Origin of the sequence: Desulfobulbus oralis, from assembly GCF_002952055.1 — a bacterium.
GTDB classification, from domain to species: Bacteria; Desulfobacterota; Desulfobulbia; order Desulfobulbales; family Desulfobulbaceae; genus Desulfobulbus; species Desulfobulbus oralis.
In genome coordinates this window covers 577,853-603,028 of record NZ_CP021255.1, presented here as the reverse complement: position 1 = coordinate 603,028, position 25,176 = coordinate 577,853, and the positions used below count along the sequence as shown (strand labels likewise).

The following is a 25,176-nucleotide window of genomic DNA, read 5'->3' as shown; positions in this document are numbered from 1 at the left end:
GCCTGGTCAGGGCCTGCACATGCAGTCCCGCGGGGTGTTTTCCGCCCGTTTTTCCTGCCTTTCCATTGCTGTCGAGCGTTCCTGTCTCTCGTCCTTCGCGGCGCAGGCTGCGAGTCAACACCCAAACTGCATTGTAGGAGAATGAGCTATGTCCCGGAAAATGGTCACCATTGACGGCAATACGGCCTGCGCGAATATTGCGTATGCCACCAGCGAGGTCATCACCATCTATCCCATCACGCCCTCGTCGCCGATGGCGGATATAGCGGACGCCAAGGCAACGGCCAAACAGGAAAACATCTGGGGTTCTGTCCCGGTCGTTTCCCAGATGCAGTCGGAAGCGGGCGTGGCGGGCGCGGTTCACGGCTCCCTGGGCGCGGGTGCGATGTGCACCACCTTCACCGCATCCCAGGGCCTGTTGCTCATGATCCCCAATATGTACAAGATCGCGGGCGAACTGACCCCAACGGTGTTCCACATCACCGCCCGCGCGCTGGCCTGCCAGGGGCTGTCCATTTTCGGCGACCACGGCGACGTCATGGCTGCCCGCCAGGTCGGCTGGGCCATGCTCTGCTCCCAGGACGTGCAGGAAGCCCAGGATCTGGCCCTGATCGCCACCCAGAGCACCCTGGCCTCCAGGGTGCCCTTCATCCACTTCTTCGACGGCTTCCGCACCTCCCACGAGGTCATGAAAATCGAAGATCTGAGCATGGACGACATCCGTTTCATGATCGACGAGGATCTGGTCATCGAGCACCGCAAACGCGCCCTGACCCCGGATCGGCCGTCGCTCGCCGGCACGGCCCAGAATCCGGATGTCAACTTCACCGGCCGCGAAACGGTCAACAAGTACTACGACGCAACCCCGGGCATCGTTCAGGAGACGATGAACAAGTTCGCCGAACTGACCGGCCGGCAATACCATCTTTTCGACTATGTGGGCGCTCCCGACGCAACAGACGTCATCGTCATCATGGGTTCGGGCGCGCTGACCGTGGCTGCCACCATCGAGCACCTGATCGCCCGGGAAGACCGCAAGGCGGGTCTGGTCATCGTGCGCCTGTTCCGGCCCTTTGACGCGGCTGCCATGGTCAACGCCCTGCCGTCCACGGTCGAGCGCATCACGGTCATGGATCGCACCAAGGAACCGGGCGCCATCGGCGAGCCGCTCTATGAAGACGTGTGCACCGCTCTGACCGAGGCGCTGGAGCGCAATCCCACCATGTGCATGCCTGCGGTTTACGGTGGCCGTTTCGGTCTGGGCTCCGCCGAATTCAGCCCGGCCATGGTCAAGGCCATCCTGGACAATATGGCCTCCTTTGCCCCCAAGAAGCATTTCTGCGTCGGCCCGCACGACGACGTGACCTTCACCAGCCTGAACTACGATCCGCACTTCAACATCGAAGGGGAGGACGTGTACCGCGCCATGTTCTATGGCCTGGGCTCCGACGGAACGGTCGGCGCCAACAAGAACACCATCAAAATCATCGGCACGGAAACCGACAACTCCACGCAGGGCTACTTTGTCTATGACTCCAAGAAGTCCGGGTCCATGACCGTGTCCCATCTGCGCTTCGGCAAGAAGCAGGTGGTCGCGCCCTACCTGATCACCAAGGCCAACTTCATTGCCTGCCACAACTTTGCCTTCCTGAACAGCTATGACATGCTGGCCAACCTGCACGAGGGCGGCACCTTCCTGCTCACCAGCACCTACGACAAGGACGAGATCTGGCAGCATCTGCCGGCCCTGGTGCAGAAGCAGCTCATCGAGAAAAAGGCCAGATTCTACATCATCGACGCGGTCAAGCTGGGCCTGGCTCTGGGCCTGGGCGCCCGCATCAACATGATCATGCAGACCGCCTTCTTCAAGATCTCCGGCATCCTGCCCGAACAGGAAGCCATTGACGCCATCAAGAAGGCCATCAAGAAGACCTACGGCTCCAAGGGCGACAAGGTTGTGCAGATGAACTACAGCGCGGTGGACGGCGCGATTGCCAACATCTTCGAGGTCACTGTTCCGGAGAGCGTCAATGGCCACGAAATGCCGCCAACCGTGCCGGAGGAGGCGCCGGCTTTTGTCAGGGAAGTCACCGCCCGGATGATGGCTGGCCGCGGCGAGAGCATCAAGGTTTCCCAGATGCCTGCCGACGGTCGCTGGCCGACGGCCACCACCCAGTGGGAGAAGCGCAATATCGCTGTCAAGGTTTCCTCCTGGGATCCGGAAGCCTGCATCCAGTGCGGCCGCTGCTCCCTGGTGTGCCCCCATGCCAGCATTCGCATGAAGGTGGCCACTCCGGAGGCCCTGCAGGCCGCAGGCGCGGACGAAAGCTTCAAAACCGCAGACGCCATGGGCAAAGAGTTTGCGGGCATGAAATTCACGATCCAGATCTCCACCGCCGACTGCTGCGGCTGCACGCTCTGCGTCAGCACCTGCCCCGGCCGCAAAAAGGATGCGAACGGCAAGCGCACCGATGAACCGGCACTTGCCATGGTGCTGAACACCGAAGAGCTGTACAGGCAGGAAGCCCCGCACTGGAAGACCTTCATGGCCCTGCCGGAAGTGGACGAGCAGCTCATCGACGTGGGCACCATCAAGGGCAGTCAGTTCAAGCGGCCGCTCTTCGAGTTCTCCGGCGCCTGCGCCGGCTGCGGCGAAACCCCGTACGTCAAGCTGGTCACCCAGCTCTTCGGCGACCGGATGCTGGCCTCCAACGCCACCGGCTGCTCCTCCATCTATTCCGGCAACCTGCCCACCACGCCTTACGCGAAGCGCGCCGACGGCCGCGGCCCGGCCTGGTCCAACTCGCTCTTCGAGGACAATGCCGAGCACGGCCTGGGCATGCGCGACGCTGTGGACAAGCTGGGCATGCAGGCCGGCGAACTGCTGGAGAAGGCCGTCGAAGCGCAAATCGTCGCCAAGGAACTGGCCGACTCCATCCTGGATGCCAGGCAGGATACCCAGATGGCCATCGAAGCCCAGCGCGCCCGCATCGACGAGCTGAAAAAGGTTCTGGAGCAATCCAGGGACATCATCGCCAAACGGCTCTACCATGTGGCCGATTATCTGGTCAAAAAGTCTGTCTGGATCATCGGCGGCGACGGTTGGGGCTATGACATCGGTTACGGCGGCCTGGACCACGTGCTGGCCTCTGGCAAAAACGTGAACGTCCTGCTGCTGGACACCGAGGTGTATTCCAACACCGGCGGCCAGATGTCCAAGTCCACCCCGCGCGCGGCGGTCGCCCAGTTTGCATCCAGCGGCAAGACCATGCCGAAGAAGAACATGGGCATGATCTTCTCCACCTTTGGCACCGTGTATGTGGCCCGGATCTCCATCGGCGCCAACCCAACCCAGGCGGTACGCGCCATCAAGGAGGCCGAGGCCTACGACGGGCCATCGCTCGTCATCTGCTACGCGCACTGCATCAACCATGGCATCGACATGGCCAAGGGTCTGGAGCAGCAGAAGAAGGCGGTCGAGTGCGGCCACTGGTCGCTCTTCCGCTATAACCCGGATCTGGAAAAGGCCGGCAAGAACCCGATGATCATAGACTCCAAGGAGCCGACCATCAGCTTTGCCGAATACGCCATGAACGAAAACCGCTATCGCCGTCTCAAGATGAGCAACGCCGAGCATGCGGCAGAACTGATGCAGAAGTCCCAGGAAGACGTGGATCGCAACTGGAAACTGCTCAAAGGCTGGGCCAAGGCGCTTGAGACCGAATAAACGGCATGCTGCCGTCACCTGAAAAAACGAGGCCCTGCCGGGAAACCGGCGGGGCTTTTTCGTCGCTGAACCAGGGAGGCAATCCATGATGCGCTGTTTCCTCTTCCTGTTCCTTGGCCTGGGCATGGCCGCCAATGCCCTGGCCGCCTCACCCGAGGCAAGCGCCCGGGACCTCATGCTGGCCAAGGAATTCCACGGCCAGAACATTGTCGGCTGGGCCATGAGCGAAAAGCTGGACGGCGTGCGCGGCCTCTGGGACGGCAGACAGCTCATCAGCCGGGGCGGCCACGCCTTTGCCCCGCCGCCGGGCTTTACCAAAGACTTCCCGCCCTTTGCCCTGGATGGCGAACTCTTCGGCGGTCGCGGCACCTTTGAGCAGACCGCGGCTGCCCTGCAAACCGGCGGCAGCGATTGGCAGGGCATCAAGCTCCACGTCTTCGACGTGCCCGAGGCCAGCGGCAGTCTCTACGAGCGGCTGCAAGAGGCCAGGGACTGGCTGGCCAGGCATCCGGCCTGCAATTTCACGGTCATTGAGCAGCGGCCTGTCCAGAGCATGGAGCAGGCCAGGCGTTTTCTAAAGGAAGTCGAGGCGCTGGGCGGCGAGGGGCTGGTGTTTCGCAATCCGGAGCTGCCCTACAGCGCTGGCCGCAGCGACGGCTTTCTCAAATGGAAAAGCCGCTTTGACGAGGAATGCACGGTTGTGGCCCATCATCCGGGCAAGGGCAAATATACCGGCCTGCTGGGTGCGGTCACCTGCGAAAACCGGCACGGCCGCTTCCGTATCGGTTCGGGCTGGAAAGACAGTGACCGCCGCAATCCACCGGCCATAGGCGCGGTCATCACCTACCGCTACCGGGGCTTCACCGCCAAAGGCTTGCCGCGTTTTGCCACCTATCTGCGGCGCTTTCAGGAAAACTGAAATTTGCATTTTCCAAAATCTCAGGCATGCACCAGCGCTTATAGGGATTTAGAGCATTTTAACAATGACTTTTACCATATTATTTCAACGGCACAGAGCTTATGAAAATAGCCGGTAAAGATTTTCGCCAGCGTGCGGTGGCAGTGTATCAGTCAGGGGAGTTCACGCGGGAAGAAGTGGCCAAAATGTTTGGCTACACCACGACCACCATTGGTAACTGGATGCGGACCTTCAAAAAGGAAGGCCGGATCACGTCGTTGCCGCGAGGCCACAGAGCGCCGGCGTTCACAGCCGGGGAGCAACAGCAGTTACGGGAGCTTGTGCGGAAACAGCCCGATATGACCCTTGAAGAAATCAGGACGCATTTTGGCAAAAACTGTTCTCTGCCCACGGTGTCCAATACGCTGGCCAGACTGGGGCTCACGTTTAAAAAAAGACGTTAAAGGCCAGTGAACAGGTGGAACGGGCAGACATTGTCCAGGCCCGTGAAGAGTGGCGCAGGGTGCAGGATGAAACGCCGTGCGAGCATCTGGTGTTTCTGGACGAAAGCGGCGCAAAAACGAATATGACGCGCCTGTACGGTCGTGCGCCTCTGGGCGAGCGGTGCTTCGACCATGCGCCGGATGGTCGCTGGAAAACGGTGACCATGCTGTCCTCCATTCGCCTTGATGGCACCACGGAATGTCTGGTGTTTGCTGGCGCGTTGGACAGGCGCACCTTTGAAGCATACGTAAAGGAGAGTCTTGCGCCTGCGCTGAAAGAGGGTGATGTGGTTGTGATGGACAATTTGCGTGCGCATAAATCTCCGACAGCGCAGCAGGCGATTGCAGCGCGCGGAGCACGAGTGCTTTTCCTGCCTGCGTACAGCCCGGATTTGAACCCGATAGAAAAGATGTGGAGCAAGGTGAAACAGCTTTTGCGAGGCTTCAAAGCATGGAACACAGACGAGCTTTTTACCGCCATTGGCCAGGCCCTGGACAAGGTCACCGCAAGCGATGCCAAAGGCTGGTTCGCTTCATGTGGGTATAGTAATTTTCAAAGTTAAAACGCTCTAATGCAAGCATCTGAACCTATTGAAAACAAATGATCTTTTTGCAATCTGCCACCGAATTCCCTGATTGAAGGTTACGCTGTTTCAATGAGATCCAAGCAGCTTGTATGGGCAAAAACAAGGGCAGAAAAGTCCAATAACAGGATATAAAAAGCTGTGGCAATCGGGAGACTGTAACATATGATGCAAGAACATCGCTTCACCCTCTACCAGATTAACGAAGGCGGATGAAAAAGGAGATGAGATTTGGCTACCTAATACTCGCACCCGCATCTTTCACAAAGCCCTGCGACTCCATAGCCTTCATAGTCCATTCCTGATTGTCGTAGGTCTTGAAATTTTCAGCATTCACACTCTGGAACAGACCGTAATCACCCTGTGTATAAAATAGCCGTTTCTTATCAAATCCCGTAATCTGAAACATATGATCAACATTCGTGGTGATCACAAAATAGTCCTTATCCTCAACAAGATGCAGCAAATCGGTATAAACCGGTCTTGAAGGCTTGATGTAACGATTATAATAAATATTCCTTGCCCACCATGCCCAGTATATTTCCTTATCAGGGAAGGGATAAAATCCGCCGGAATAGATATCACTGATGCCATATTTCTCTATAAAATCAAAAAAATACCGTTCAAATCGCTCGCCGCTGTAAGTAAAATCGGCAGAGGTGGAAAGTCCTGATCCAGCACCGATCAGAATCATATCGGCAGTCTCTATTTCATCAGCCAGACGGCGAATGTTTTCCTTCTCTGTACCTTTGTCATATGACATATGCCGGCTGAAATTCCTGACAGCAAGTAGTCCCTTTTGGATGCTTTCCTGGTAGCCGTTTGGCATATCACGATAGAATTTCTTCGTATATTCTTCTGTCATCGTCTTTAAAAACATTAAAGATCACCTTTTTCATCATTCCTTCATGTTTATTCATCCATGAATTCACGGTATGAACAGCAATCTCGGCAGCTCTTTTGTTCGGGAAACGGAAAACCCCTGTGGAGATACAGCAAAAAGCCACGCTCGTTAAGGTATTGTCTACACACATATCCAGAGTGTTCCGGTAACAGTCAGCGAGGTCTTTTTCCAGATTCGGAGTCACTTTGCCTTGAACTATCGGTCCCACGATGTGGATCACCTTCTTTGCCGGAAGATTATAGGCATCTGTCAGCATAGGAACCGCTGTTGGCTGTTCATAATCTTTTCCATAACAGATACGCAGTTCCTTCATCTGCCTATCGCACTCGGCTCTCAATTGGACTCCGGCAAAGGTATGTATGCAGTTGTCAATGCAGTTATGCATCGGTACAAAGCAGCCCAGCATCTGTGCGTTGGCAGCATTCACGATGGCATCAACGGCAAGTCTTGTGATGTCGCCCTGCCATACGGATATACCATTTCTTATGACAGGAATATCTGAAGGCTGAACAATACCCCTTGCTGCCGCACGCTCAGCCAAATATTCATCCTGAACTTGCAAGACATCCTCCCGAACCGCCATCGGCATACGGATATTCATGAGCGAACGGAGAAGACGCTGCTTTCCCACAGTATCTTTCGGTATTTCCACATCCTGATATGGATCCGAGTCCGCTTTGAATCGTTCTACGAGAAAATCAAGCCTTTCTTCCTGCTTCATACTGTATTTATCTCTCTTTCCATCTGGGGCCATGCACAGCTCATACAGAGATCACATCGAAAAACGCCTTATTTGTGCTTTCAGATATTTACATGTCAGGATGGATCAATATTTATTCAAGGGAATGCCATGCCGTGCACGACGCCTGATCGAGAGCGCCTTTTTTCAGCTCAAGAGATGGCGCGACATCGCCACACCTTATGAAAGCGACGTCTCTCTTTCCTTGCTGCTGCACCTACTCGTTGGGCCTCAGGCCCAGCACCCGCAATTTCTTGTACAGGTTGTTGCGCGAAATACCCAGCAGTTTGGCCGCCTTGCTCTTGTTGTTTTTGGCGCTCGCCAGGGCGGACAAGACTGCCTTGCGTTCGGCCTGGGCACTGGCCTGGGAGAGTTTCTGCCCGCTCCAGCCCGCCTCCCGTTCCTCGGGAGCATCTGCCATGTCTTTGAAAAAGCGCCCCGGCAAATGCTGCGCCGATACGACCTTTTCGTCCGCCTCCATGCTGTACAGGGCCGAGGTCAGCACGTTGCGCAATTCCCGCACATTGCCCCGCCACGGATAGCAACTGAACAGGCGGTACACCTCGTTCGAAATGCTGATCTCCTGCGCAGCCCTGGCTCCCATGGTCGCCTCGACAAAATATCTGACCAGAAGCGGAATGTCGCTCGTACGCTCGCGCAGAGGCGGGATCGTCAGCTCCAGAATGTTCAGGCGGTGATAGAGGTCTTCGCGAAAGACGCCCTCGTCCACCAGACTGAGCAGGTTCCGGTTCGTGGCCGCGATCAGGCGGAAATCCATGTGCAAGGTGCCCGACTGGCCTATCTTCTGAATTTCGCCGCTTTCCAGCACGCGCAGGAGCTTGGCCTGTACGGTCAGGGGCAATTCAGCGATTTCATCGAGAAAAATGGTGCCCGTGTCCGCCAGCTCAAACTTCCCCTTCATGCCCGAACTCTTCGCGCCCGTGAAGGCGCCGCCCGCATAACCGAACAGTTCCGACTCCACGAGCTCGTGCGGCAGAGCGGCGCAATTCACCGCGACAAAGGGGCCGGTGGAACGGGGGCTGGCCATGTGCAGGGCCTGCGCGGCCAATTCCTTGCCCGTGCCGCTTTCACCGGACAGCAGGACAGGTTCCGTATTTTTGGCAAAACGGCGGCCCAGCCTCTTCATCTCCAGCATGACGGCGCTCTCGCCCACGATGCTGTCAAAGGAGTAGAGCATGCCGCTTTTTTTCAGGAGCTTGTGCTCAAGGTAATTCGCCTTTTCTTCAAGATTTTTGATGGTGCTTAAAAGATTGCCCAGTTTGTCCCTGTCGATATTGGTGGGAACGGCTTCGATGATAATGCCAAGCAGATCGCCCTCGGCATCCAGAAGCGGATAACGGAAGGAAACGCCCTGCGAATTATTGGCGGTTATGCTGGAGCAGACGGTCATTTCCCTGGTGCGGATCGCCTCCATGACCCCCTGCTCCGAGGTCAGGAACAGTTGGGAGACGTGATGCCCGCGGATGTCTTCTGCAAAGCCGAACAGTTCCATAAAAGCGCGGTTGGCATAGAGAAAAACGCCCTGGTCGGAGAGGAGCGCGATGCCCGTATGCAAAAGCTCAAAAATTTCCGTATAGCGGCTGTCCGCCAGTTCTTCCAGGGAGGCAAAGAGCTGATTGCCTGCATGCTCCATACGATTCTCTCGTTAACACGGGGAAAACTTTATGCCGTTTTACCATACGTTGTCCCCGGATTGGTGTCAAACGCGGAAGAGGATTCCGCCTGCGTGCGGCGGAATTTAACCCAGGCTGTCGCCGCCAGACATTTTTTAGGGGCCGGATTGCGACGAATACAACCTGTTGCACCGACACTCCGCCGGAGGGCCGCGTGAACGCAAAAAGGGCAGTATGGCGCTGCCCTTTTTACATGCGGCCCTGTCACCGGTTACTTGAGATTTTGGCCGAAATGCCTGCACTCGGCCAGTTTGGCGGCGGATTTGTTTTCCGCCCCGTTCGCCGTGATAATCCCCATGTCCTGTCCCTTCATGAAGTTGACGAACGCGTCTCTGTACTGCTGGGTGGCGGCGCCGTACACGCCAGGCGAGCTGGAGCTGAGCAACAGCGCAACCTTTTTCATTTTCGGCGGCGCCTTGAGGGCATAGATGCGCGAAATGGCGCACTGCATCTGCCCGCTCATGCCAAAGTAATGAACAGGCGAGGCCAGAACGAGCATCTCCGCCTCTTTCAGCGCCGGATACACCTCCTGCATGTCGTCTTGCTGCACGCACTCGCCGTTGCCCCTGGTGTGGCAGAACTCGCAGGCCTGACACGCGGCTATCTTTTTGGTGCCGATCTTGAGCACGGTCACGCCGTTGCCGGCTTCTTTGGCGCCTTCTGCAAAGGCCTGCGCCATGGCGCTCGTATTGCCATCCGGATGCGGGCTGCCGTTCAATACCAGAATGTTCATACTGCCCTCCTGTGCTGTTGTGTCCCGCCGGGCTTTCCGGCAGGACCGGTTCATTCCAGTGCGGCATGCGCTGGAAATCCTTTACTCCGTTTTTCTTACCTGGTAAGAGCATATACTCGGCAACGGCCATCGCGCAAGAACGCAGAATTTTATGAGCAGGTCAGGAAGATATGAGCGAAACGCAGGAAAACGGACTGGGATGCCCGTCAAAGTGCCCGTGCAACGATTTTTGTCCCTTGCAAAATGCGCTGTCTCTCATCGGCGGCAAATGGAAGATACCGATCTTGTGTGCGCTCAGCCAGGACGGCAAGGTGCGCTACAACGCGCTCCGGGGCAAGGTGCAGGGCATTACCAACACCATGCTGGCCAGCTCGCTGAAAGCACTGGAGCGCGACGGCCTGATTCGTCGGAGGCAATACATGGAAATGCCTTTGCGGGTCGAATACACCATTGAAGAGAAGGGCCGCCAACTGATTCCGATTTTGTTTCAGTTGGCGCGCTGGGGCCTGCAAAATCCCTCCAGGGCCAGGAGCGACACTACCCCGGACGAATGAATGCCTACGGTCACAGGCAGGGAAGCGCCGCAGCCTGTCCGTTTCCTGGCCCGATTTTCGCAAGGGAAAATAAACCACGAAGCGGCTGCACGAGCACCTTGCCTGCGGTTGGCGTGCATCCGGGTCACGGCTGGAAGACCTGGTATCGGACAAGGCGGTTTCCGTTTTTCACGGGGAAGCCCCGTCTCTCACCACAGGAGGAGATGGCGATGGCGGAAGCATGTGGTGTCCATGCGCGCCTGCAGCAGCAGGCGCGGTCTGTGGACGAAAAACTGGAAATAGGCCCTGAGTACCGCCCTTGGCACAAGGCGAATCGCCTGCGAGCATACGATTGCCGGCCGCCACTCTGGTCTGCCTGGGCGCCGTGGGATACAGATCGAGGAGTAATACATGGTTGAAATTGTTTCTCTCAGAGAAGTGCAACACAGCCAGTCCGCTATCGTTCATGAAGTCACTGGCGATCCGCAGGCGGTGGAGCGCGTTATCAGAAGGGGCATTGCCGCTGCTGTGCCGGTGACGGTTGTCGGCCCCGGTGCGGAGCCGGATTCCGTGGTTGTGCGCCTGCCAGAGAGCACATTCATGCTGACCAGGGAGGAGGCCGAGGCCGTCAAGGTCTCTGTTGGCATGCCGGATGAACTGGCCGACTGATGTGAGCCGGGAAAGCATGCAGTCGGCGACCGCTCGCTGACCCTCAAGCCGGCGTGCGCTTTTGCTGATGCCGCCCGGACCTTTGGGGCCGGACTTTTTATCGCTTTCGCCGAAAGCACCTTTGCTGTACCCCCCGCGGGCAGATGAAGCGGGACTTATTCGGCAGGCCTGGTATCCGGGGCACTGGCCAGGCTGTTCCCCCTGTACGCAAAATGGATCCCTTTGGGGGTTTTCAAAGAGCAGGGCAGACGAGAGCAGACAGAGAGCAGACGAAAAACAAGACGAACAGCCTTCAGGAGGCGCTCCCGCCAGGGGGCGCCTCCTTTTGTTTGTTGGATCCTAGATGGTGCCGTCAAATTATTTCTGCCCACAATGAGATACATCTGATTTGCACGGCGGCAAGGAAGGAGAGGCTTCGTTTTGCATAACGCGTGGCGATGCCACGCCATCTCTTGAGGTGAAGAAAGGCGTTCTCGACCAGGTGCCGTACACGGTACAGTTCTTTGTCGTAATCGCGCTGTTCCTTGCGATTTTTTCTGGGTGGGATGACGGGCTGGCAGCCGGACTCAACAACCTTGTCTATAAGCTCATTGCTGTCATATCCACGGTCAGCCAAAAGCGCCTCCGCACTCAAACCGTCAATCAATGCGCACGCTTCCTTGCAATCAGCTCTGGTACCTTCTGTAACAACAACTCTGAGCGGCATACCATGCGCATCCACGGCCAGATGTATTTTGGTGTTGAGCCCCCTTTTGTGCGGCTCATCGCCTGGTTGCCGCCAACCGCTCCGGCAGCATGGGGATGCACTTTGCAATGGCTCGCATCAATCATCAGCCACTCATAGTCAGGCTCAACCATGAGCACTTCAAGGAGTTTTTCCCAAACACCCCGGTCACGCCAACGGCAAAACCGGCGATGGGTATTTTTCCAGTCCCCAAGGTCAGGAGGCAGATCGCGCCATGGCGCTCCTGTCCGCAATATCCAGAACACCGCGTTGATAAACAGCCTGTTGTCTCCGGCCGGGCGACCAACGCTCCCCTTTTTGCCGGGGAGATGCGCCTGTATGTTTTCCCAAACCCTGTCAGAAATATCATGTCGTCGATGTGCGTACATAGCCCCTCCCGTTATGAATGACATGAAGAGGTGTTACCACATTATTCATAGTTTGACGACACTATCTAGGCTCAGGCCTCATTAATTGCCAAAAAGCAGCAAATCTGGTTAGTTGTGCTCAAGGAGGACGCCATGAGCCAACTTTTCTACCTTTCTGCCGAACAACTCGAACGTATCAAGCCCTTCTTCCCACGTTCACATGGTATTCCGCGGGTCGATGACCGGAAAGTCATCAGCGGCATCATTTATGTCATCAAGCATGGCCTGCAGTGGAAAGATGCGCCGCGCGAGTATGGCCCGTACAAGACGCTCTACAATCGTTTTTTGCGCTGGAGCCAGATGGGCATCTTCAACAACATTTTTACCGAATTGGCAAAAACAGCGGGACAGGATGGCCAGGTGATGATCGATGCGACCCACCTCAAGGCGCATCGTACCGCCGCCAGTTTGCTCAAAAAAGGGCTCTTTCCCGCTGCATCGGCCGCACAAAGGGCGGGCTGAACTCCAAACTCCATGCCCTTTGCGACGGCCACGGCAGGCCCCTGGCCATGAAGCTCACGGCAGGCCAGGTAAGCGACTACAAAGGAGCCGCCCTGCTTATCAGCCCGTTGAAGAAACTTGTTTTTCCCGACCGGTTTGCAAAGAGGGCGATTGTGCCCCTGCGAGTCAGCTGTGCCATCTCGAAATGACCATCATGACACAATCCGAAGCATCAGCCGTATTCGGCAGCCAAACGACCAATATGAGCAGGTTCAGGTTGCCGATTCGGACAAAAATCAGCCCGGCTCCAGCATCGGCCCAGCCCCTGGGGGTGCCAAAACCAAACAAGGCCCGCAACAGAATCCCCAAATTGAACCCCGCAACATGGATAATGTAGCGCTTCTCCACATTGGTTAGCCCGCGAAGATGCACCCGTCGCATGCCGCCCCGCTCAAGGCAGTGGGCAAAACTGCGCTCCACCCGCTCGCCCCGCGCCCGCATCAGCGCCTTGCCCGTACTGGAACTGATCCGCTTCCTGTTCCCGTACACCGCATCCCGGGCATCCATGTCGCCTTTCCAGCGCAATCGCCCCTTGTGCGCCGCTTCACTGATCCGGCTTGTGCAAGAATCCGGCAAATCCTTCAGCACCTTCCGGCTGTGATAGCCCTTGTCCGCCACCAGGGCAAAGGGCTCGTCAATGCCGGGCGCGTCTTCTTTGTCCCTGACCGCGCACAGCTTGGCCTGGGCATCCTCGAGTGTGGTGGCAAGTGTTGTCGTGTCGCCCCGATCCGCAGGATGCACCACAGCCGAAACAATGGCCCCGGATTCCAAGTCAACCACATGCTCGGGCTTGTACGCCATATGCGTACGGCCATCCTTGAGTTTGGCTATGCGCGCATCCTCATCGGTGCTCGATTGCCAGTCCTTGTTGGAGGTCTTGCTGCCCTGGCGCTTGCGGTCAAAGGCGATCAACTCCGCCCTGCTCGGCGTCCTGATGCCGCTCTCTTCAGCCAGGCGTTCAAGCATTTCCTGATACGTTTCGCCCGTATCCCGACGGACAATGCTCTTCATGGCAGCATTGGCCTCCATGCTAGAAGCGTCGATCCCCAGGTATTTCCCGTTGAGCAGCTTGGCTTGCTCCAAAATCCGCAGCACGAAGACAAACATTTCGTGATGCACCTCAAGCGGCAGGCGCCCCCGGATGCGGCACAGGGAGGAATGGTCGGGCACGGATTCGGTGGGGCCGAGCCCGAGGAATTCGCGCAGAGAAAGGGAGTCGGCACAGCGCCAACAGATGCCGCGCTCGGAATCGATGCCCTCGAAGTAGCCGATCAAAAGCATGCGGAAATAACGGCCAGGCGGGATGGACCTGCGGCCGAGCTTTTCGGCGTAGAAGGGCGCACAGAGCTTTTCGAGGAAGGCGTCAAATGCTTTCTGGTGCAGGAGCTTCTGCAGCCGCTCGTAAAAGACATGCCCCTGACTCTGGGGCAGCTGATCATAGATCAGCCACATGCTCTTCTGCTCTGCCTGCCTCCGGCCAAGACTCATGACGCCTCCTCAACACAATTTGATCGCCTGTGCACCATTATGCCTTGCCTGAAGACTTTTTCAACGGGCTGTTATGGATGCCATAGATGCTTTGCCCGAGACCAGGGAGCTGCTGGCAGACCGTGCTTATGACGCGGGCTGGTTCCGTGATGCCCTGCGCGCCAGAGGCATTACACCCTGCATCCCTCCCAGACGGAGCCGGAAGAGACCCTGCTCGTACGATCAAGATCTGTATAAACAGCGGCACAAGATCGAGGTTATGTTTGGCAGGATCAAAGACTGGCGGAGAAGAGCCATGCGTTATGACTGCTGCGCGCATACCTTCTTTTCAGCTCTATGCCTCGCGGCTTCCGTCATATTCTATCTCGATTAATGAGGCCTGAGCCTAGATGGCAGTCACGGGACAATGTATCGGGATGATTCATTCATGGAACAATTTGTATCATGGTGTTTCAAAAACGGCCACTTTTCGGGCCGCTCCGGGAGCCATTTGCCATTTCTACAAGAGTCTATTGAAATTATTGAATGTTTGATGGTTATCCGCTGCAACTGATGCGGCAACTTCCTGGCATGCCCTTTGCATTGACAAGGCATGACCGGTGGTCTTTCTCCATCACTCTTTTTTCAGGAGGTTTTCGCATGGCTACAATTGATGAATTGAAAAAGGCAGTCCTGGAGTATGATGAAGACGCAGCAGTCAGTGCTGCGCAAAAGTGTGTAAAAGAAGGAGTCAATGCCCTTGATGCGGTCAATGCAATGGGAGATGCCCTCAAAGAGTTGGGAGATCAGTTCCAGAGGATGGAGGTCTTCCTGCCTGAAGTGCTTTTGGCTACCGACGCCTTCAAGGGTGCGCTTGCCATTCTGGAGCCCGAACTGAAGAAGGCCAGCGGCGGCGATGCAGGCGCTGGCAAAAAAGTGGTTATCGCCACTGTCAAGGGCGACGTACACGCTGTTGGCAAGGATCTGGTCGCCACCATGCTCACCGTCGCCGGTTTTCAGGTGAAGAATCTGGGGGCTGACGTGGACAGCGAGTTCATTTGCGACGCTGCCGAGGAGTATGGCGCGGACATCATTGGGCTGTCCGCCCTGATGTCCACCACCATTCCGCACCAGAAGGAGGTTATCGAATTCCTGAAGGCCAAGGGCATCCGGAACAAGTACAAGGTCATGGTAGGCGGTGGCTCCACCACCCCGCAGTGGGCCGAGCAGATTGGTGCTGACGGCTATTCCAAGGACGCGGTGGGGGCGGTCACCCTGGCACAGAATCTCACCAAGTAACGCGGTTTGATGGGAAGAAAGACAAGCAACCCACTACGAATGGCATACCCTTACTACGGAGGATAGCGATATGTTAGTTGGCGCCCGCGGAAGAATGTTCGATTTCTGGCAGCGTGCTGAATCCGGCCCCATCGCCTTTGTCGACAATTTCGACAAAAAGATCTTCTGGCCCAAGCTGAAAGAAATCACCAAACGCTACGAGATCAAATACGATCCGATGAAACAGGTTCCGGCCACCAGGGAAGACGACGATCAGTTGGACCGTCTGTGGCAGGCCGGCGTCGATCTGGTCGCCGAGGTGGGCTGCCTCTGCACCGATACCCGCAGAATCATCGAATTTTCCAAAAAGGAAATCAGGGACGTGGTTGACAACGTCGGATCCAGCCTGACCTTTGGCAGGGGTCGCGACCAGATGACCTGCTACCATCGCGGCTTTGAGGATTACGGTCACGAGAAGAACCCGGTTGTCCTGCTTGGCCGCATTCTTGGCCCGGCCGATGCCGACTGCTACTGGCCCATCGCCATGAGCTACGCCCGCGTTCCGGAAATGGATCTCTGCCATTTCCAGAACAACCTGCTCGAGTGGCACGGCATGCCCATTACCCCCGAGTCTCCCTGGGAGGTCATGTCCGAACTGTGGATGGTCGCCCAGATTAAAGACGCCTGCCGTCAGGTCTGCCGTCCCGGCATCTCCGACGGCGGCATTCGCTGCATCTCCCTGCACGCCATGCAGGCCGCCATGGACAAGAGCTGGGGCATGAGCGAAGGCGATCATCGCTGCTGCCTGTTCCTGCCCCACAACAAGGTCGAGTACAAGCACCTGTCCCGCGCCATGGTCTGGCATACCTACGGGGCGCCGTTCTACGGCATCATGTCCTCCTATCCGGGCGGCCTCTCCGGCGGTCCTGCGCAGTCCGCGGTGGTCGGCGTTGCCGAATGGATTCTGGGCAAACTGCTGTTCGACATCCCGATCAACGGCTCCTGGTCTGTAGACGCCATGTACTTCAGCAACACGAGCAAAACCGCTCTGTGGTGCAACAACTGGCAGAACGCGGCCGTGAGCAAAAACACCCACTGCGAACCGCTGGTTGGCGGCGGCTGGCAGATGTGCCACGGTCTGGGCGACATCCGTTACTTCTACGAGCATGCGGCTGGCGCAATCAGCGCGGTGCCTCTGGGTCATGGCGTTTCCGCCGGCACGGGCGGCCAGAGCGGCATGATCAACCAGCAGGGCGGCTACGGCGTGAAGTTCTCCGCCGACGTGGCCAAGGCTGTCGCCAGGGCGAAACTGACCCGCGTCCAGGCAAACGACCTCGTCTGCCAGTTGCAGGCCAGGTATCAGCCGACCATTGACGACCATACAGCGCACAAGCTGGGCGGCGATTTCCGCGAATGCTACAACATGAAGACCGGCGAGCCGCTGCCCTGGTATGTCAAACTGGCGGATCAGGCGAAGAAAGACCTGACCAGGATGGGCCTGGATATGTCTGACTACTATGTCACCGATTAATCAGGCTGTAGCGATGCTACAGTAAGCGGTCTTGTTTCAGTAAGCCCACTGTCTTCGCTGAATTGGCGAGGCAATGGGCTTTTTTCCGATAGGCGATACCTATTGCTTCTTGCCCTTTTGCATTGAGATCTTCCGAACGGCTGACATGATCTTTTTGCTTCACTGCAGGAAAATGCGAGCAAACCTGTCCATGAAACAAAGGTATTCAAATGCACCTGGATGACCTTCGGAGTATACCTCCCGCAAAAGGGAACAAGAAGCATGCTCTCATGATTATGCACCATAAGGAGAACGTGTATGCCTGCTATGACCTCTAAACAACGGGTTCAGGCCGCTTTTGCGCATCAACCCGTGGATCGCATTCCCGTGATGATCCTCCTGGGCGAATCCTGGCTCATCGACCGGGAAAAGCTGTCTTTCAAGCAAATGCGGGAACTCGGCGACCTGGGCGTTGACCTGATTGTCAGCATCTACGAGGAAATACACAGCGATTCCGTGACCTCTGGTCTGGGCTGCTGGACCGGTGTTCTGGAAGCTCTGGGATGCCCCATAAAGAACACCGATGTGGGTGCGCCCATTGAAACCAAACCCTGCATCACCGATCTGGAAAAATACGTTGCCGCACTGGATCACACAAAAATTCGTGCCTGTCTGGAAGAAAGCGAAATTATCCAGAAGATAATGGAGCAGACAAGGCGGCTCAAAAAGGCCGTGGGCGAAAGCAAATATGTCTGTGGCCAGATGCAGGGGCCCTTCTCGGGCGCAAGCATGATGGTGGATGTGAAGGCATTCATGATCCTTTGCGCCAAAAAGAGTCCGTACATCAAGCCGCTTTTGGACTATCTGGCCGACTTCTACGCCGAACTGGGCAACATGTACTGCGAAAACGGGGCGGACATCGTGCAGACCTGTGATCCCTGCACCTCCGGCGACATGATCAGCCCCAGGATGTTCGATCAGTTGGTGGTTCCCTCCCTGCAACGGATGAAGAGCCAGTTCAAGGGCCATGACCGTACCATGGTGCACATCTGCGGCAAGGCGGGGATGCGGATCCCCATGATCCGTGATCTGGGCTTTGACGGGTATTCCGTGGACGCCCCGGTCGAACTGAAGGATTCCCTGGAACAGGCCGGCCCCACTCTGACCATGATGGGCAACATCCACCCGATCGAGGTCCTGCGCATGGGCAGGCCTGAAGACGTGTACAAGGCGGCTATGGCCAACGCCAGGATCGCCGGTTTGCAGGGCGGCTATATCATGATGCCGGGCTGCGATCTGGGCGGTATGACGCCAACCGAAAACATACAGGCCATGTACCGGGCCTCCTGCGACCACGCTGCGCAGGCATAAAAAAACGAACAGCCCATTGTCTTCGCTGATTTTGCGAGGCGATGGGTTATTTTTTGACGGAATGCCGGTAGGAAACGCAAAAAAGACTTAGCAGCCCGTTGAAAAACTATATTTCAGGTTCCAGACTACAAGAATTGCAAATTTTAAATGGCGCAGGATCAGCAAGTTGCTCTTCAGCCTTACGAGGTTTTTTACTCGCCATGAGCATTGCAGCGGCTTTTTCAACGGGCTGTTAGCAGGGCTTTTGTTTGCCCTAGAGACTTTCCCTTATCAACACGTATCAGAGGAGAGCAAAGGCCATGACTGGAAAAGAACTGCTGTTCAAATGCCTGCACCACGAAACTACCCCGCGCCGTCCCTGGATCCCCATGGCCGGCGTGCATGCCGGTTTCATCAAGGGCTACCGTGCCGACGAGGTCTATCTGGATGTAGACAAGCTGGTTGAATCGCTGACAGAAGCTCACAAGCTCTATGAACCCGACGGCCTGATCCTGCTTTTCGATCTGCAGCTGGAAGCTGAAATTCTGGGCTGCACCATCAAGTGGGAGCCGGACAGTCCGCCAAGTGTGCGCTCACACCCGCTGGAAAAGACGGATGAGATGCCCTCGACGAAAATCACCAAAGCTGCGGGTCGCATCCCGCTGGTCATCGAGACGGCCCGCCGTATGAAAAAACTGGTGGGTGACACCACCGCGCTTTACGGTCTGTTCTGCGGCCCCTACACGCTCTGTTCGCACCTGCGCGGCACGAATTTCTTCCGCGACATGCGCCGCAATCCGGATTACGTGCACAAACTCATGGACTATGTGACCGACATCGCCATCCAGATGTGCGATATCTATCTGGACGAGTGGGTGGACGTCATTGTGCCGACCGATCCGGTCGTTTCCCAGATTTCACCCGACCATTTCAATACCTTCGTGGCCGGGCCCTATAAGAAAATTTTTGAGCATATCCGCAAACGCAAAGGCTATTCCGCCTTCTTCGTGTGCGGCAACGTCACGCATTTGCTGCCCCATATGTGCCTGACCGATCCCGACTGCATCGCGGTTGACGAAAATGTTGATATCGTTGCCGGACAAAAGGTGTGCGACGACCACAACGTCGTTTTACAGGGCAACGTGCCGCTGACCACCTGTATGCTCCTGGGCAATCAACAGGATAACATGAAGATGGGTGTCGATATCCTCGACAGCATCAAGTCGCCCAAGAATTTCATTCTGGCCCCCGGATGCGACATGCCCTACTCGACTCCGGTGGAAAATACCATTGCCGTGTCTTACGCTGTACACAACATCGACAAGGCGCGCAACATGGTGGCCAACTATGAAATGAGTTCCTTCGATATCGACATCGAACTGCCGGACTACAAAAATCTGAAAAAACCACTGCTGGAAGCCATGCTGCTCGATCCGACCGCCTGTGCTGCCTGCACCTATATGTGGGCGGTTGCCGGCGACGCCAAGAAGCACTTCGGCGACAGGATCGACGTAGTGGAATACCGCTACAACACACCGGAAAACATCGCGCGTATGAAAAAGGTGGGCGTGAAACAGCTGCCCAGTCTGTATCTGAACGGTGAGCTGAAGTACTCCTCCATAATTCCCAATCTGGACGATCTGATCAAACAGATCGAGGAAGTGATGTAATGAACGCAAGCCAGCCTATCGCCCTGTACTTCATAACCGGCTTTCTCGGGTCTGGGAAGACGACGCTTTTGAACCATGTTCTGGACGAGGCGGCGGCAAGGGGGAAAAAGCTTGGCGTTATCATCAACGAATGGGGCCGAGTCAATATTGATGCCGGCCTCATTCCCGCCAGGGACATCGAAATCAGGGAACTAAACGACGGGCAGGTTTTCTGCAGCTGTCTGGCCAGCGACTTTGTCAAGGCGCTGGCCCTGCTCGCCGAACGGCCCTTGGACGCCGTGGTCGTGGAAACCTCCGGCATGGCCAACCCCTTCCCTCTGAAGCATCTCCTGGCCGATTTGCAGCAGGTCACCGGTAGCCAGTATGTCTACCAGGGCATGACCGCCCTGATCGATCCGGAGAATTTTCTGGAGCTGGCCGGTGTCATCAACGCAGTGGAAGAGCAGATTATCGCCAGCGAACGGGTCATCATCAACAAGATCGATCTGGCCCCGCCCGAATCTCTGCCTCCCATCAGGGACCGGATCAAAAAGCTGAATCCCAAAGCCCAAATTGTTGAGACCACACAGGCGCGGATTGACAGCTTTTTTGACAACGCTCCGCCACCGCCCCAGACAACGGGTTTCGGCCTTGCGCCCATGGTCCATCGCCAGGCCAAAGGTCAGTATCCAAGGCCGGGCCAGTATGTCATCGTGGCCCGGGACCCTGTGGATCTGGACGAGGTCCAGGCCTTCATGCGGGCCATTTTACCCCGTGCGCTGCGCGTCAAGGGTATTGTCCTGTGCCAGGAGGGTGCCTTTTATGTGGATGGCGTCAACGAGCGGGTGGCGACACGGCCCATACGCGCCTTGGGCACGGAATCCAAGATCGTGGTCATTCCCAGGGCGGAAGCAGCACTTTCCGAAACGGATGTGGCTGAGGCTTGGAAGGCGCAGTGCCGAACGCAGGCTTTTGTCAGTTAAAAAAACGGCGCCATATCACGGCGCCACTCATCAGGGCAAGAGGCGAGGAGGTCCGGCATGACAGCCCGGAGCGTATCAAACCTCCTGCCTTGAAAGGGCACCATCTGTAACGGCCAAGAGGAGTGAGTTCCATGGCGGCATTACTGCAAGCTCTACCCACTGTAACCCCCCTCCACAGGACCATCATCCAGACCTGCATGCAGCGCTGCGCGGAGGGCAAGACCGCACTTCTGGACACGCTGGAATGTCTCATGGACCTGGAAGGCGTGCCCATGCATGGACCGGTGCATCATTTTATTGTGCCAGCCGCGCTGCTCACCGCTGCCGCAAAACAGAGCGGGCTTGCGGCTGAAATCCTGGAGCAAAAACTGCATACTGCCTCGCAGCGGGCGGAAAAAGTATTACCTGGCTTTTGTGGTTTGTGGGCTTGCTGCGGTGCGGCGCTGGGCTGCGGCATTTTCGCCTCGGTCTGGCTTGAGGCCAATCCGCACCAGGAACAACACTGGGGCACTGTCAATCTCTTTACTGCAGCCTGTCTGGCGCATGTCGCCTCGGTGGGCGGCCCGCGCTGTTGCAAGCGGACTTCCTATCTCGCGCTGGACAAGGCCGCACGTCTCGCACCGGAGCGGCTGGGAGTCGGTGTCGGTGTATTTTCCAAGCCGGCATGCCGGCGCAACGAAAGCAACAAGGCGTGTCGGAAAGAGGGCTGCCCGTTTTATCCTGTGAAGACCTGAAAAGGCGCACCCTTAAGGAGGATTGAAGGCCATGCATATTGAAGTCATAGCAGGCGGCAAACGCCACTGTCTTCAGGCTCAGGCGGGCGCCATGCTCTCCGGCTGTCTGCTCGACGCCGGTCTCATGGAAGGCACGGAGTGCGGCGGTCAGGGAGTATGCGGCAAATGCGCCGTCAAGGTGCTTTCCGGCGAGCTGGAGCCGATCGACGAAACCCAGGCGGTCTTACCCGACGGCAAAGTGCTTTCCTGCAGGGTCCGGGTGGCGGGTGACGCCGTGGTCGAGATCGCCTCGGGGCAGGATGATGTCAAACGGAAAGTCGGCCTGTTTGAGCTGTGCAAAAAGGGCAGGCCCGAAGATGGCCCGGTGCAGAAGCAGTTTGTGACATTGGCGGAGCCAACGCTGCGCGATCAGCTTTCCGACCTGGAACGCATCCTGGCCAAGGTGGGCAAGAACAGAAAATTTTCCCACTCCCTGCTGCCGGAACTGCCGGGCGTGCTGCGCCAGGCCCGATTCGCGGTGACGGCAGTGCTCATGGAAGACGAGCTGATCGCCGTAGAGCCTGGCGACACCCGAGACCAGTGCTACGGCTTTATTGTTGACATCGGGACGACAACCATTGCCGTTTATCTGGTCGATTTGAATTCGGGCGCGGTACTGGAGGCTGAGGGTCTGGCCAATCCCCAGCGAATTTTCGGCTCCGACGTGCTCACCCGGATCACGGCGGCCGCCACGCCCGAGAGCCGCAGAAAAATTCAGAAGCTCACCGTTGACGGCATTGCCGAGGCCATGCAGCGGCTCATGCGGAAGCGCGACCTCAGGGCAGAACACGCCTACATCGCCACGGTCGTGGGCAACACCACCATGAGCCACCTGTTTTTGGGCGTGGATCCGGCCAATCTGGCGGTCGCCCCTTTTATCCCCTGCCACCGCTCGCGCGTGCAGCTCAAGGCCAAAGCAATCGGCCTGCCCATGCATCCCGAAGCTGCGGTGCACGTGCTGCCCAACATCTCCGGATACGTAGGTTCGGATACGGTTGGCGTGGCCATGGCCACGAAATTCTGGGAGCAGAAAGGCGTTTCCATTGCCGTGGACATTGGCACGAACGGCGAGATCATTCTGGGCTTCAAGGGCCGGGTTCTGGCCTGCTCGACGGCCGCAGGCCCCGCCTTTGAGGGCGCACATATCCAGCAGGGCATGCGGGCGGGCGAAGGCGCGATCGAAAAGGTGCGCCTCGATGACGACAAGGTCGAACTGGGCGTCATCGGCAGCGCTCCTCCGCAGGGCATCTGCGGCTCGGGCCTCATCGACGCGGTTGCCGAGCTGCTGCGCGTGGGCCTGCTCGACGAGAGGGGCAAGCTGGTACAAAATGCACCGGACTCCCCCCTGGCCAAACGGGTGCGCGTAGGCGCCAGGGGCATCGGCGAATTTGTGCTGGCCTATGCAGGCGAGCTGGGCAACGAAAACGATCTGGTGCTCACCCAGAAAGACATCCGCGAGCTGCAACTGGCCAAGGCTGCCATTGCGGCGGGTATCCAGGTGTTGCAGAGCGAAGTCAAAAACATTCTTGCCGGGGAACCCGTCATTGACCGTTTGTATCTGGCAGGCGCTTTCGGCAACTATCTGGACCGGGAAAAGGCCGTAGCCCTGGGGCTTTTCCCCGGTATTGCGGCGGACAAAATCATCCCCATCGGCAATGCGGCTGCAGAAGGTGCGGGCCTCTGCCTGCTTTCCCTTGGGCAAAGGAAGATGGCTGACCGCATCTCCATGTTTGTGACGCCTGTCGAGCTTTCGGCCCGTGCGGATTTCAACGCACTCTGGATACAAGCCATGGCCTTTCCGAAGCCGGCAGCCTGAAAACGAAAGCTCTGGCCACAAGAGGAGGAGCTGGCCGCTTTGCAGCACCTGTCCCCATATTCAGAGGGCCTTGCCCTGTTGTTGAAGCGTCCGCCGCCCGCACCTGGTCTTTGCGAGCTGGAATGGCCCTGTGCAAACAATGCTGTTTGAGCTGGGCGGCATCCCCTGAACATCCCGAGCGTGCGGAGCGTCTATGCATACCGTGCTTCTTGCCTGCGAAGTGCTGCGGCCCGAACTGGAAATGCTGGCGGCCAAGATGGCCGATCCGCCTGAAATGCATTTTCTGGAGCAGCGCCTGCACGACTATCCCGAGCAACTGCGCCTTCGTGTGCAGGCTGCCATCGATGCCCTGGAACAGGCGCACACAGGCGACCTGGCCATCCTCTGTGGTTATGGCCTGTGCGGCCGCGGTCTGTGCGGGGTGAGCACGGGCCGGGCAGTCCTGATTCTTCCCCGCCTGCACGACTGCATTCCGCTTCTGCTGGGCGAGAGTCAGGCGGCAACCAACGCTTCATCACGGGAGGGAGCGACCTTCTGGATAAGCCCCGGCTGGCTGAAGTACCTGCTGATTCCCTTTTATGCGGAATCGCACAGGCGCTTTGAACTCTATGCCCAAAAGGCCGGGCCGATCAAGGCAGCCAGGATGGTCAGGGCGGAAAACGCACTGCTCTCCGCATACAAGACCTTTTGTCATATCCGCTGGCCGGAAATGGGGGAGGACTGGGTTGAGGAAGCGCAAAGGATAGCCGGGCTCGCCAATCTGCCCTATGCGGAACGCCCCGGCCGATCCCGCTACATGGCGGAATTTCTGGCCGGCGGGAAAGACCCGGAAAAATTTCTGCATCTGGCCCCGGGCGAAAGCGCCGACATGGACGCGGACGGCCTGGTGATTGCAGTGGCCTGTCCCAGGCGCTCCGTGGTGCCTCTGCCAGAAAAGAGCAGGAGAGCAGCGCCATGACCACGCTCATGCTGGCCTGCGGGATGCTGCGCCCCGAGCTGGAAATGCTCTGCGCCCGGATGGCAGCGCCTCCGGCTATAAGCTATCTGGAAGTCGGTTTGCACGACGTGCCGGACAGGCTGCGGGCCGCCCTGCAGAATGCGGTGGACACCGTGGAGCGCGAAAACAAGGGCGAACTCACCATTCTCTGCGGCTACACCCTGTGCGGACGCGGCCTGTGCGGCGTGCATGCCGGCCGGGCCACACTCGTCATTCCCCGCCTGCACGACTGCGTGCCGCTCTTTCTGGGCATCACGCCCAGGGAGGCGCTTGTGCGCGTGCCCGGGCCAAGGCTCTGGATCTCCGCCGGGATGCAGGACAGGCTGACCCGCTCCCTGCTCAACATTGACGAGCGCCGCGCCGAATATGAAACAAAATTCGGTCCGCTCAAGGCCGCCCGGCTTTTGCAGGCGGAAAGGCGCCTGTTCGAGAACTACACGGAGCTGTGCTATATCCGCTGGACAGATTTGCTGCCTTCCCGCGCAGCGGACGCGAAGAAAATTGCCGACTATCTCGCCCTGCATTACTCGGAGACCGAGGGCGCCACCGGCTATCTGGCAGAGCTTTTGGCCGGCGGGAAAGACCCGGAAAAATTTCTGCATCTGGCGCCGGGCCAAACGCTTGCCATGGATGCGGATGGCGTGATCCAGGCAGCCTCATGTACGCCGGACGGCATGCCCCTGGACAAGGCCGGCCATAGAGGCGGGTAAAGGCAG

General features: G+C 57.5%; 20 protein-coding genes and 3 pseudogenes. 17 read left to right on the top strand and 6 right to left on the bottom strand.

Going from position 1 to position 25,176, the window contains the following annotated elements; all coding sequences use genetic code 11:
- Window positions 1-148: 148 nt before the first annotated feature.
- The 4 genes from nifJ to CAY53_RS02530 all read left to right on the top strand — a co-directional run bounded on the left by nifJ (window position 149) and on the right by CAY53_RS02530 (window position 5,691).
- Entirely contained in the window at window positions 149-3,727 is a 3,579-nt protein-coding gene (gene nifJ, locus CAY53_RS02545; protein ID WP_104935794.1) for a pyruvate:ferredoxin (flavodoxin) oxidoreductase, read from the top strand.
- An 85-nt stretch (window positions 3,728-3,812) separates the two neighbouring features.
- Complete coding sequence (locus CAY53_RS02540; RefSeq protein ID WP_104935793.1) at window positions 3,813-4,646, top strand: DNA ligase; 834 nt, start codon at window positions 3,813-3,815, stop codon at window positions 4,644-4,646.
- A gap of 101 nt (window positions 4,647-4,747) precedes the next feature.
- Window positions 4,748-5,089 carry a helix-turn-helix domain-containing protein gene (locus CAY53_RS02535; RefSeq protein WP_104935551.1) on the top strand — a complete coding sequence of 114 codons (342 nt, stop codon included), beginning with the start codon at window positions 4,748-4,750 and terminating at the stop codon, window positions 5,087-5,089.
- Between the two features lie 14 nt (window positions 5,090-5,103).
- Window positions 5,104-5,691: an IS630 family transposase gene (locus CAY53_RS02530; RefSeq protein ID WP_104935552.1), complete on the top strand. Its 588-nt coding sequence runs from the start codon at window positions 5,104-5,106 to the stop codon at window positions 5,689-5,691.
- A 277-nt stretch (window positions 5,692-5,968) separates the two neighbouring features.
- On the opposite strand, the pseudogene CAY53_RS02525 reads toward CAY53_RS02530, so the two are convergent.
- From CAY53_RS02525 to CAY53_RS02510, 4 genes and pseudogenes are all read right to left on the bottom strand, one after another.
- A pseudogene (locus CAY53_RS02525) lies at window positions 5,969-6,541 on the bottom strand (SIR2 family NAD-dependent protein deacylase); the annotation flags it as partial.
- Between the two features lies 1 nt (window position 6,542).
- A complete protein-coding gene (locus tag CAY53_RS02520) occupies window positions 6,543-7,337 on the bottom strand; it encodes a protein-ADP-ribose hydrolase (protein ID WP_104937402.1) in 795 nt (264 codons plus the stop codon).
- 235 nt (window positions 7,338-7,572) lie between these two features.
- On the bottom strand, window positions 7,573-9,009 hold the full coding sequence (locus CAY53_RS02515; protein WP_104935792.1) for a sigma-54 interaction domain-containing protein: 1,437 nt from the start codon (window positions 9,007-9,009) through the stop codon (window positions 7,573-7,575).
- 251 nt (window positions 9,010-9,260) lie between these two features.
- Window positions 9,261-9,782 carry a flavodoxin family protein gene (locus CAY53_RS02510; protein WP_104935791.1) on the bottom strand — a complete coding sequence of 174 codons (522 nt, stop codon included), beginning with the start codon at window positions 9,780-9,782 and terminating at the stop codon, window positions 9,261-9,263.
- Window positions 9,783-9,952: 170 nt separating this feature from the next.
- On the opposite strand from CAY53_RS02510, the gene CAY53_RS02505 reads away from it, so the two are divergent.
- Both CAY53_RS02505 and CAY53_RS02500 read left to right on the top strand, forming a co-directional pair.
- Entirely contained in the window at window positions 9,953-10,336 is a 384-nt protein-coding gene (locus CAY53_RS02505; RefSeq protein ID WP_017866561.1) for a winged helix-turn-helix transcriptional regulator, read from the top strand.
- A 390-nt stretch (window positions 10,337-10,726) separates the two neighbouring features.
- Window positions 10,727-10,984 carry a FeoA family protein gene (locus CAY53_RS02500; RefSeq protein ID WP_104935790.1) on the top strand — a complete coding sequence of 86 codons (258 nt, stop codon included), beginning with the start codon at window positions 10,727-10,729 and terminating at the stop codon, window positions 10,982-10,984.
- Window positions 10,985-11,336: 352 nt separating this feature from the next.
- Here CAY53_RS02500 and CAY53_RS02495 read toward each other — a convergent pair.
- Window positions 11,337-12,097, bottom strand: a protein-coding gene (locus CAY53_RS02495) for an IS5 family transposase (RefSeq protein ID WP_219842626.1) whose coding sequence is annotated in 2 segments (ribosomal slippage) — window positions 11,337-11,740 and window positions 11,740-12,097 — 762 coding nt in all. Because the reading frame shifts where the segments join, the coding sequence is not laid out codon by codon here.
- A 132-nt stretch (window positions 12,098-12,229) separates the two neighbouring features.
- Here CAY53_RS02495 and CAY53_RS02490 point away from each other — a divergent pair.
- A pseudogene (locus tag CAY53_RS02490) lies at window positions 12,230-12,714 on the top strand (IS5 family transposase); the annotation flags it as partial.
- A 49-nt stretch (window positions 12,715-12,763) separates the two neighbouring features.
- On the opposite strand, the gene CAY53_RS02485 reads toward CAY53_RS02490, so the two are convergent.
- Complete coding sequence (locus tag CAY53_RS02485) at window positions 12,764-14,125, bottom strand: transposase (protein WP_219842709.1); 1,362 nt, start codon at window positions 14,123-14,125, stop codon at window positions 12,764-12,766.
- An 82-nt stretch (window positions 14,126-14,207) separates the two neighbouring features.
- Between CAY53_RS02485 and CAY53_RS02480 the strand changes: the two are divergent.
- From CAY53_RS02480 to CAY53_RS02435, 10 genes and pseudogenes are all read left to right on the top strand, one after another.
- Window positions 14,208-14,498, top strand: a pseudogene (locus CAY53_RS02480) (transposase); the annotation flags it as partial.
- Window positions 14,499-14,764: 266 nt separating this feature from the next.
- Window positions 14,765-15,403 carry a cobalamin B12-binding domain-containing protein gene (locus CAY53_RS02475; RefSeq protein WP_245874853.1) on the top strand — a complete coding sequence of 213 codons (639 nt, stop codon included), beginning with the start codon at window positions 14,765-14,767 and terminating at the stop codon, window positions 15,401-15,403.
- Between the two features lie 70 nt (window positions 15,404-15,473).
- Entirely contained in the window at window positions 15,474-16,913 is a 1,440-nt protein-coding gene (locus CAY53_RS02470; RefSeq protein WP_104935785.1) for a monomethylamine:corrinoid methyltransferase, read from the top strand.
- A gap of 297 nt (window positions 16,914-17,210) precedes the next feature.
- Window positions 17,211-18,263 carry a uroporphyrinogen decarboxylase family protein gene (locus tag CAY53_RS02465; protein ID WP_104935784.1) on the top strand — a complete coding sequence of 351 codons (1,053 nt, stop codon included), beginning with the start codon at window positions 17,211-17,213 and terminating at the stop codon, window positions 18,261-18,263.
- A gap of 299 nt (window positions 18,264-18,562) precedes the next feature.
- Window positions 18,563-19,912, top strand: coding sequence for a uroporphyrinogen decarboxylase family protein (locus tag CAY53_RS02460; RefSeq protein WP_104935783.1), 1,350 nt, complete (start codon window positions 18,563-18,565; stop codon window positions 19,910-19,912).
- Window positions 19,912-20,874 carry a CobW family GTP-binding protein gene (locus tag CAY53_RS02455; protein ID WP_104935782.1) on the top strand — a complete coding sequence of 321 codons (963 nt, stop codon included), beginning with the start codon at window positions 19,912-19,914 and terminating at the stop codon, window positions 20,872-20,874. The genes CAY53_RS02460 and CAY53_RS02455 overlap by 1 nt, the downstream gene beginning before the upstream one ends.
- A gap of 131 nt (window positions 20,875-21,005) precedes the next feature.
- Window positions 21,006-21,608, top strand: coding sequence for a DUF5714 domain-containing protein (locus tag CAY53_RS02450; protein WP_181040373.1), 603 nt, complete (start codon window positions 21,006-21,008; stop codon window positions 21,606-21,608).
- 31 nt (window positions 21,609-21,639) lie between these two features.
- Entirely contained in the window at window positions 21,640-23,463 is a 1,824-nt protein-coding gene (locus tag CAY53_RS02445) for an ASKHA domain-containing protein (RefSeq protein ID WP_245874852.1), read from the top strand.
- 193 nt (window positions 23,464-23,656) lie between these two features.
- On the top strand, window positions 23,657-24,421 hold the full coding sequence (locus tag CAY53_RS02440) for a DUF1638 domain-containing protein (RefSeq protein ID WP_104935779.1): 765 nt from the start codon (window positions 23,657-23,659) through the stop codon (window positions 24,419-24,421).
- Window positions 24,418-25,170 (top strand): DUF1638 domain-containing protein, encoded by a 753-nt coding sequence (locus CAY53_RS02435; protein ID WP_104935778.1) that lies wholly within the window; start codon window positions 24,418-24,420, stop codon window positions 25,168-25,170. The genes CAY53_RS02440 and CAY53_RS02435 overlap by 4 nt, the downstream gene beginning before the upstream one ends.
- The last annotated feature ends 6 nt before the right edge of the window (window positions 25,171-25,176 follow it).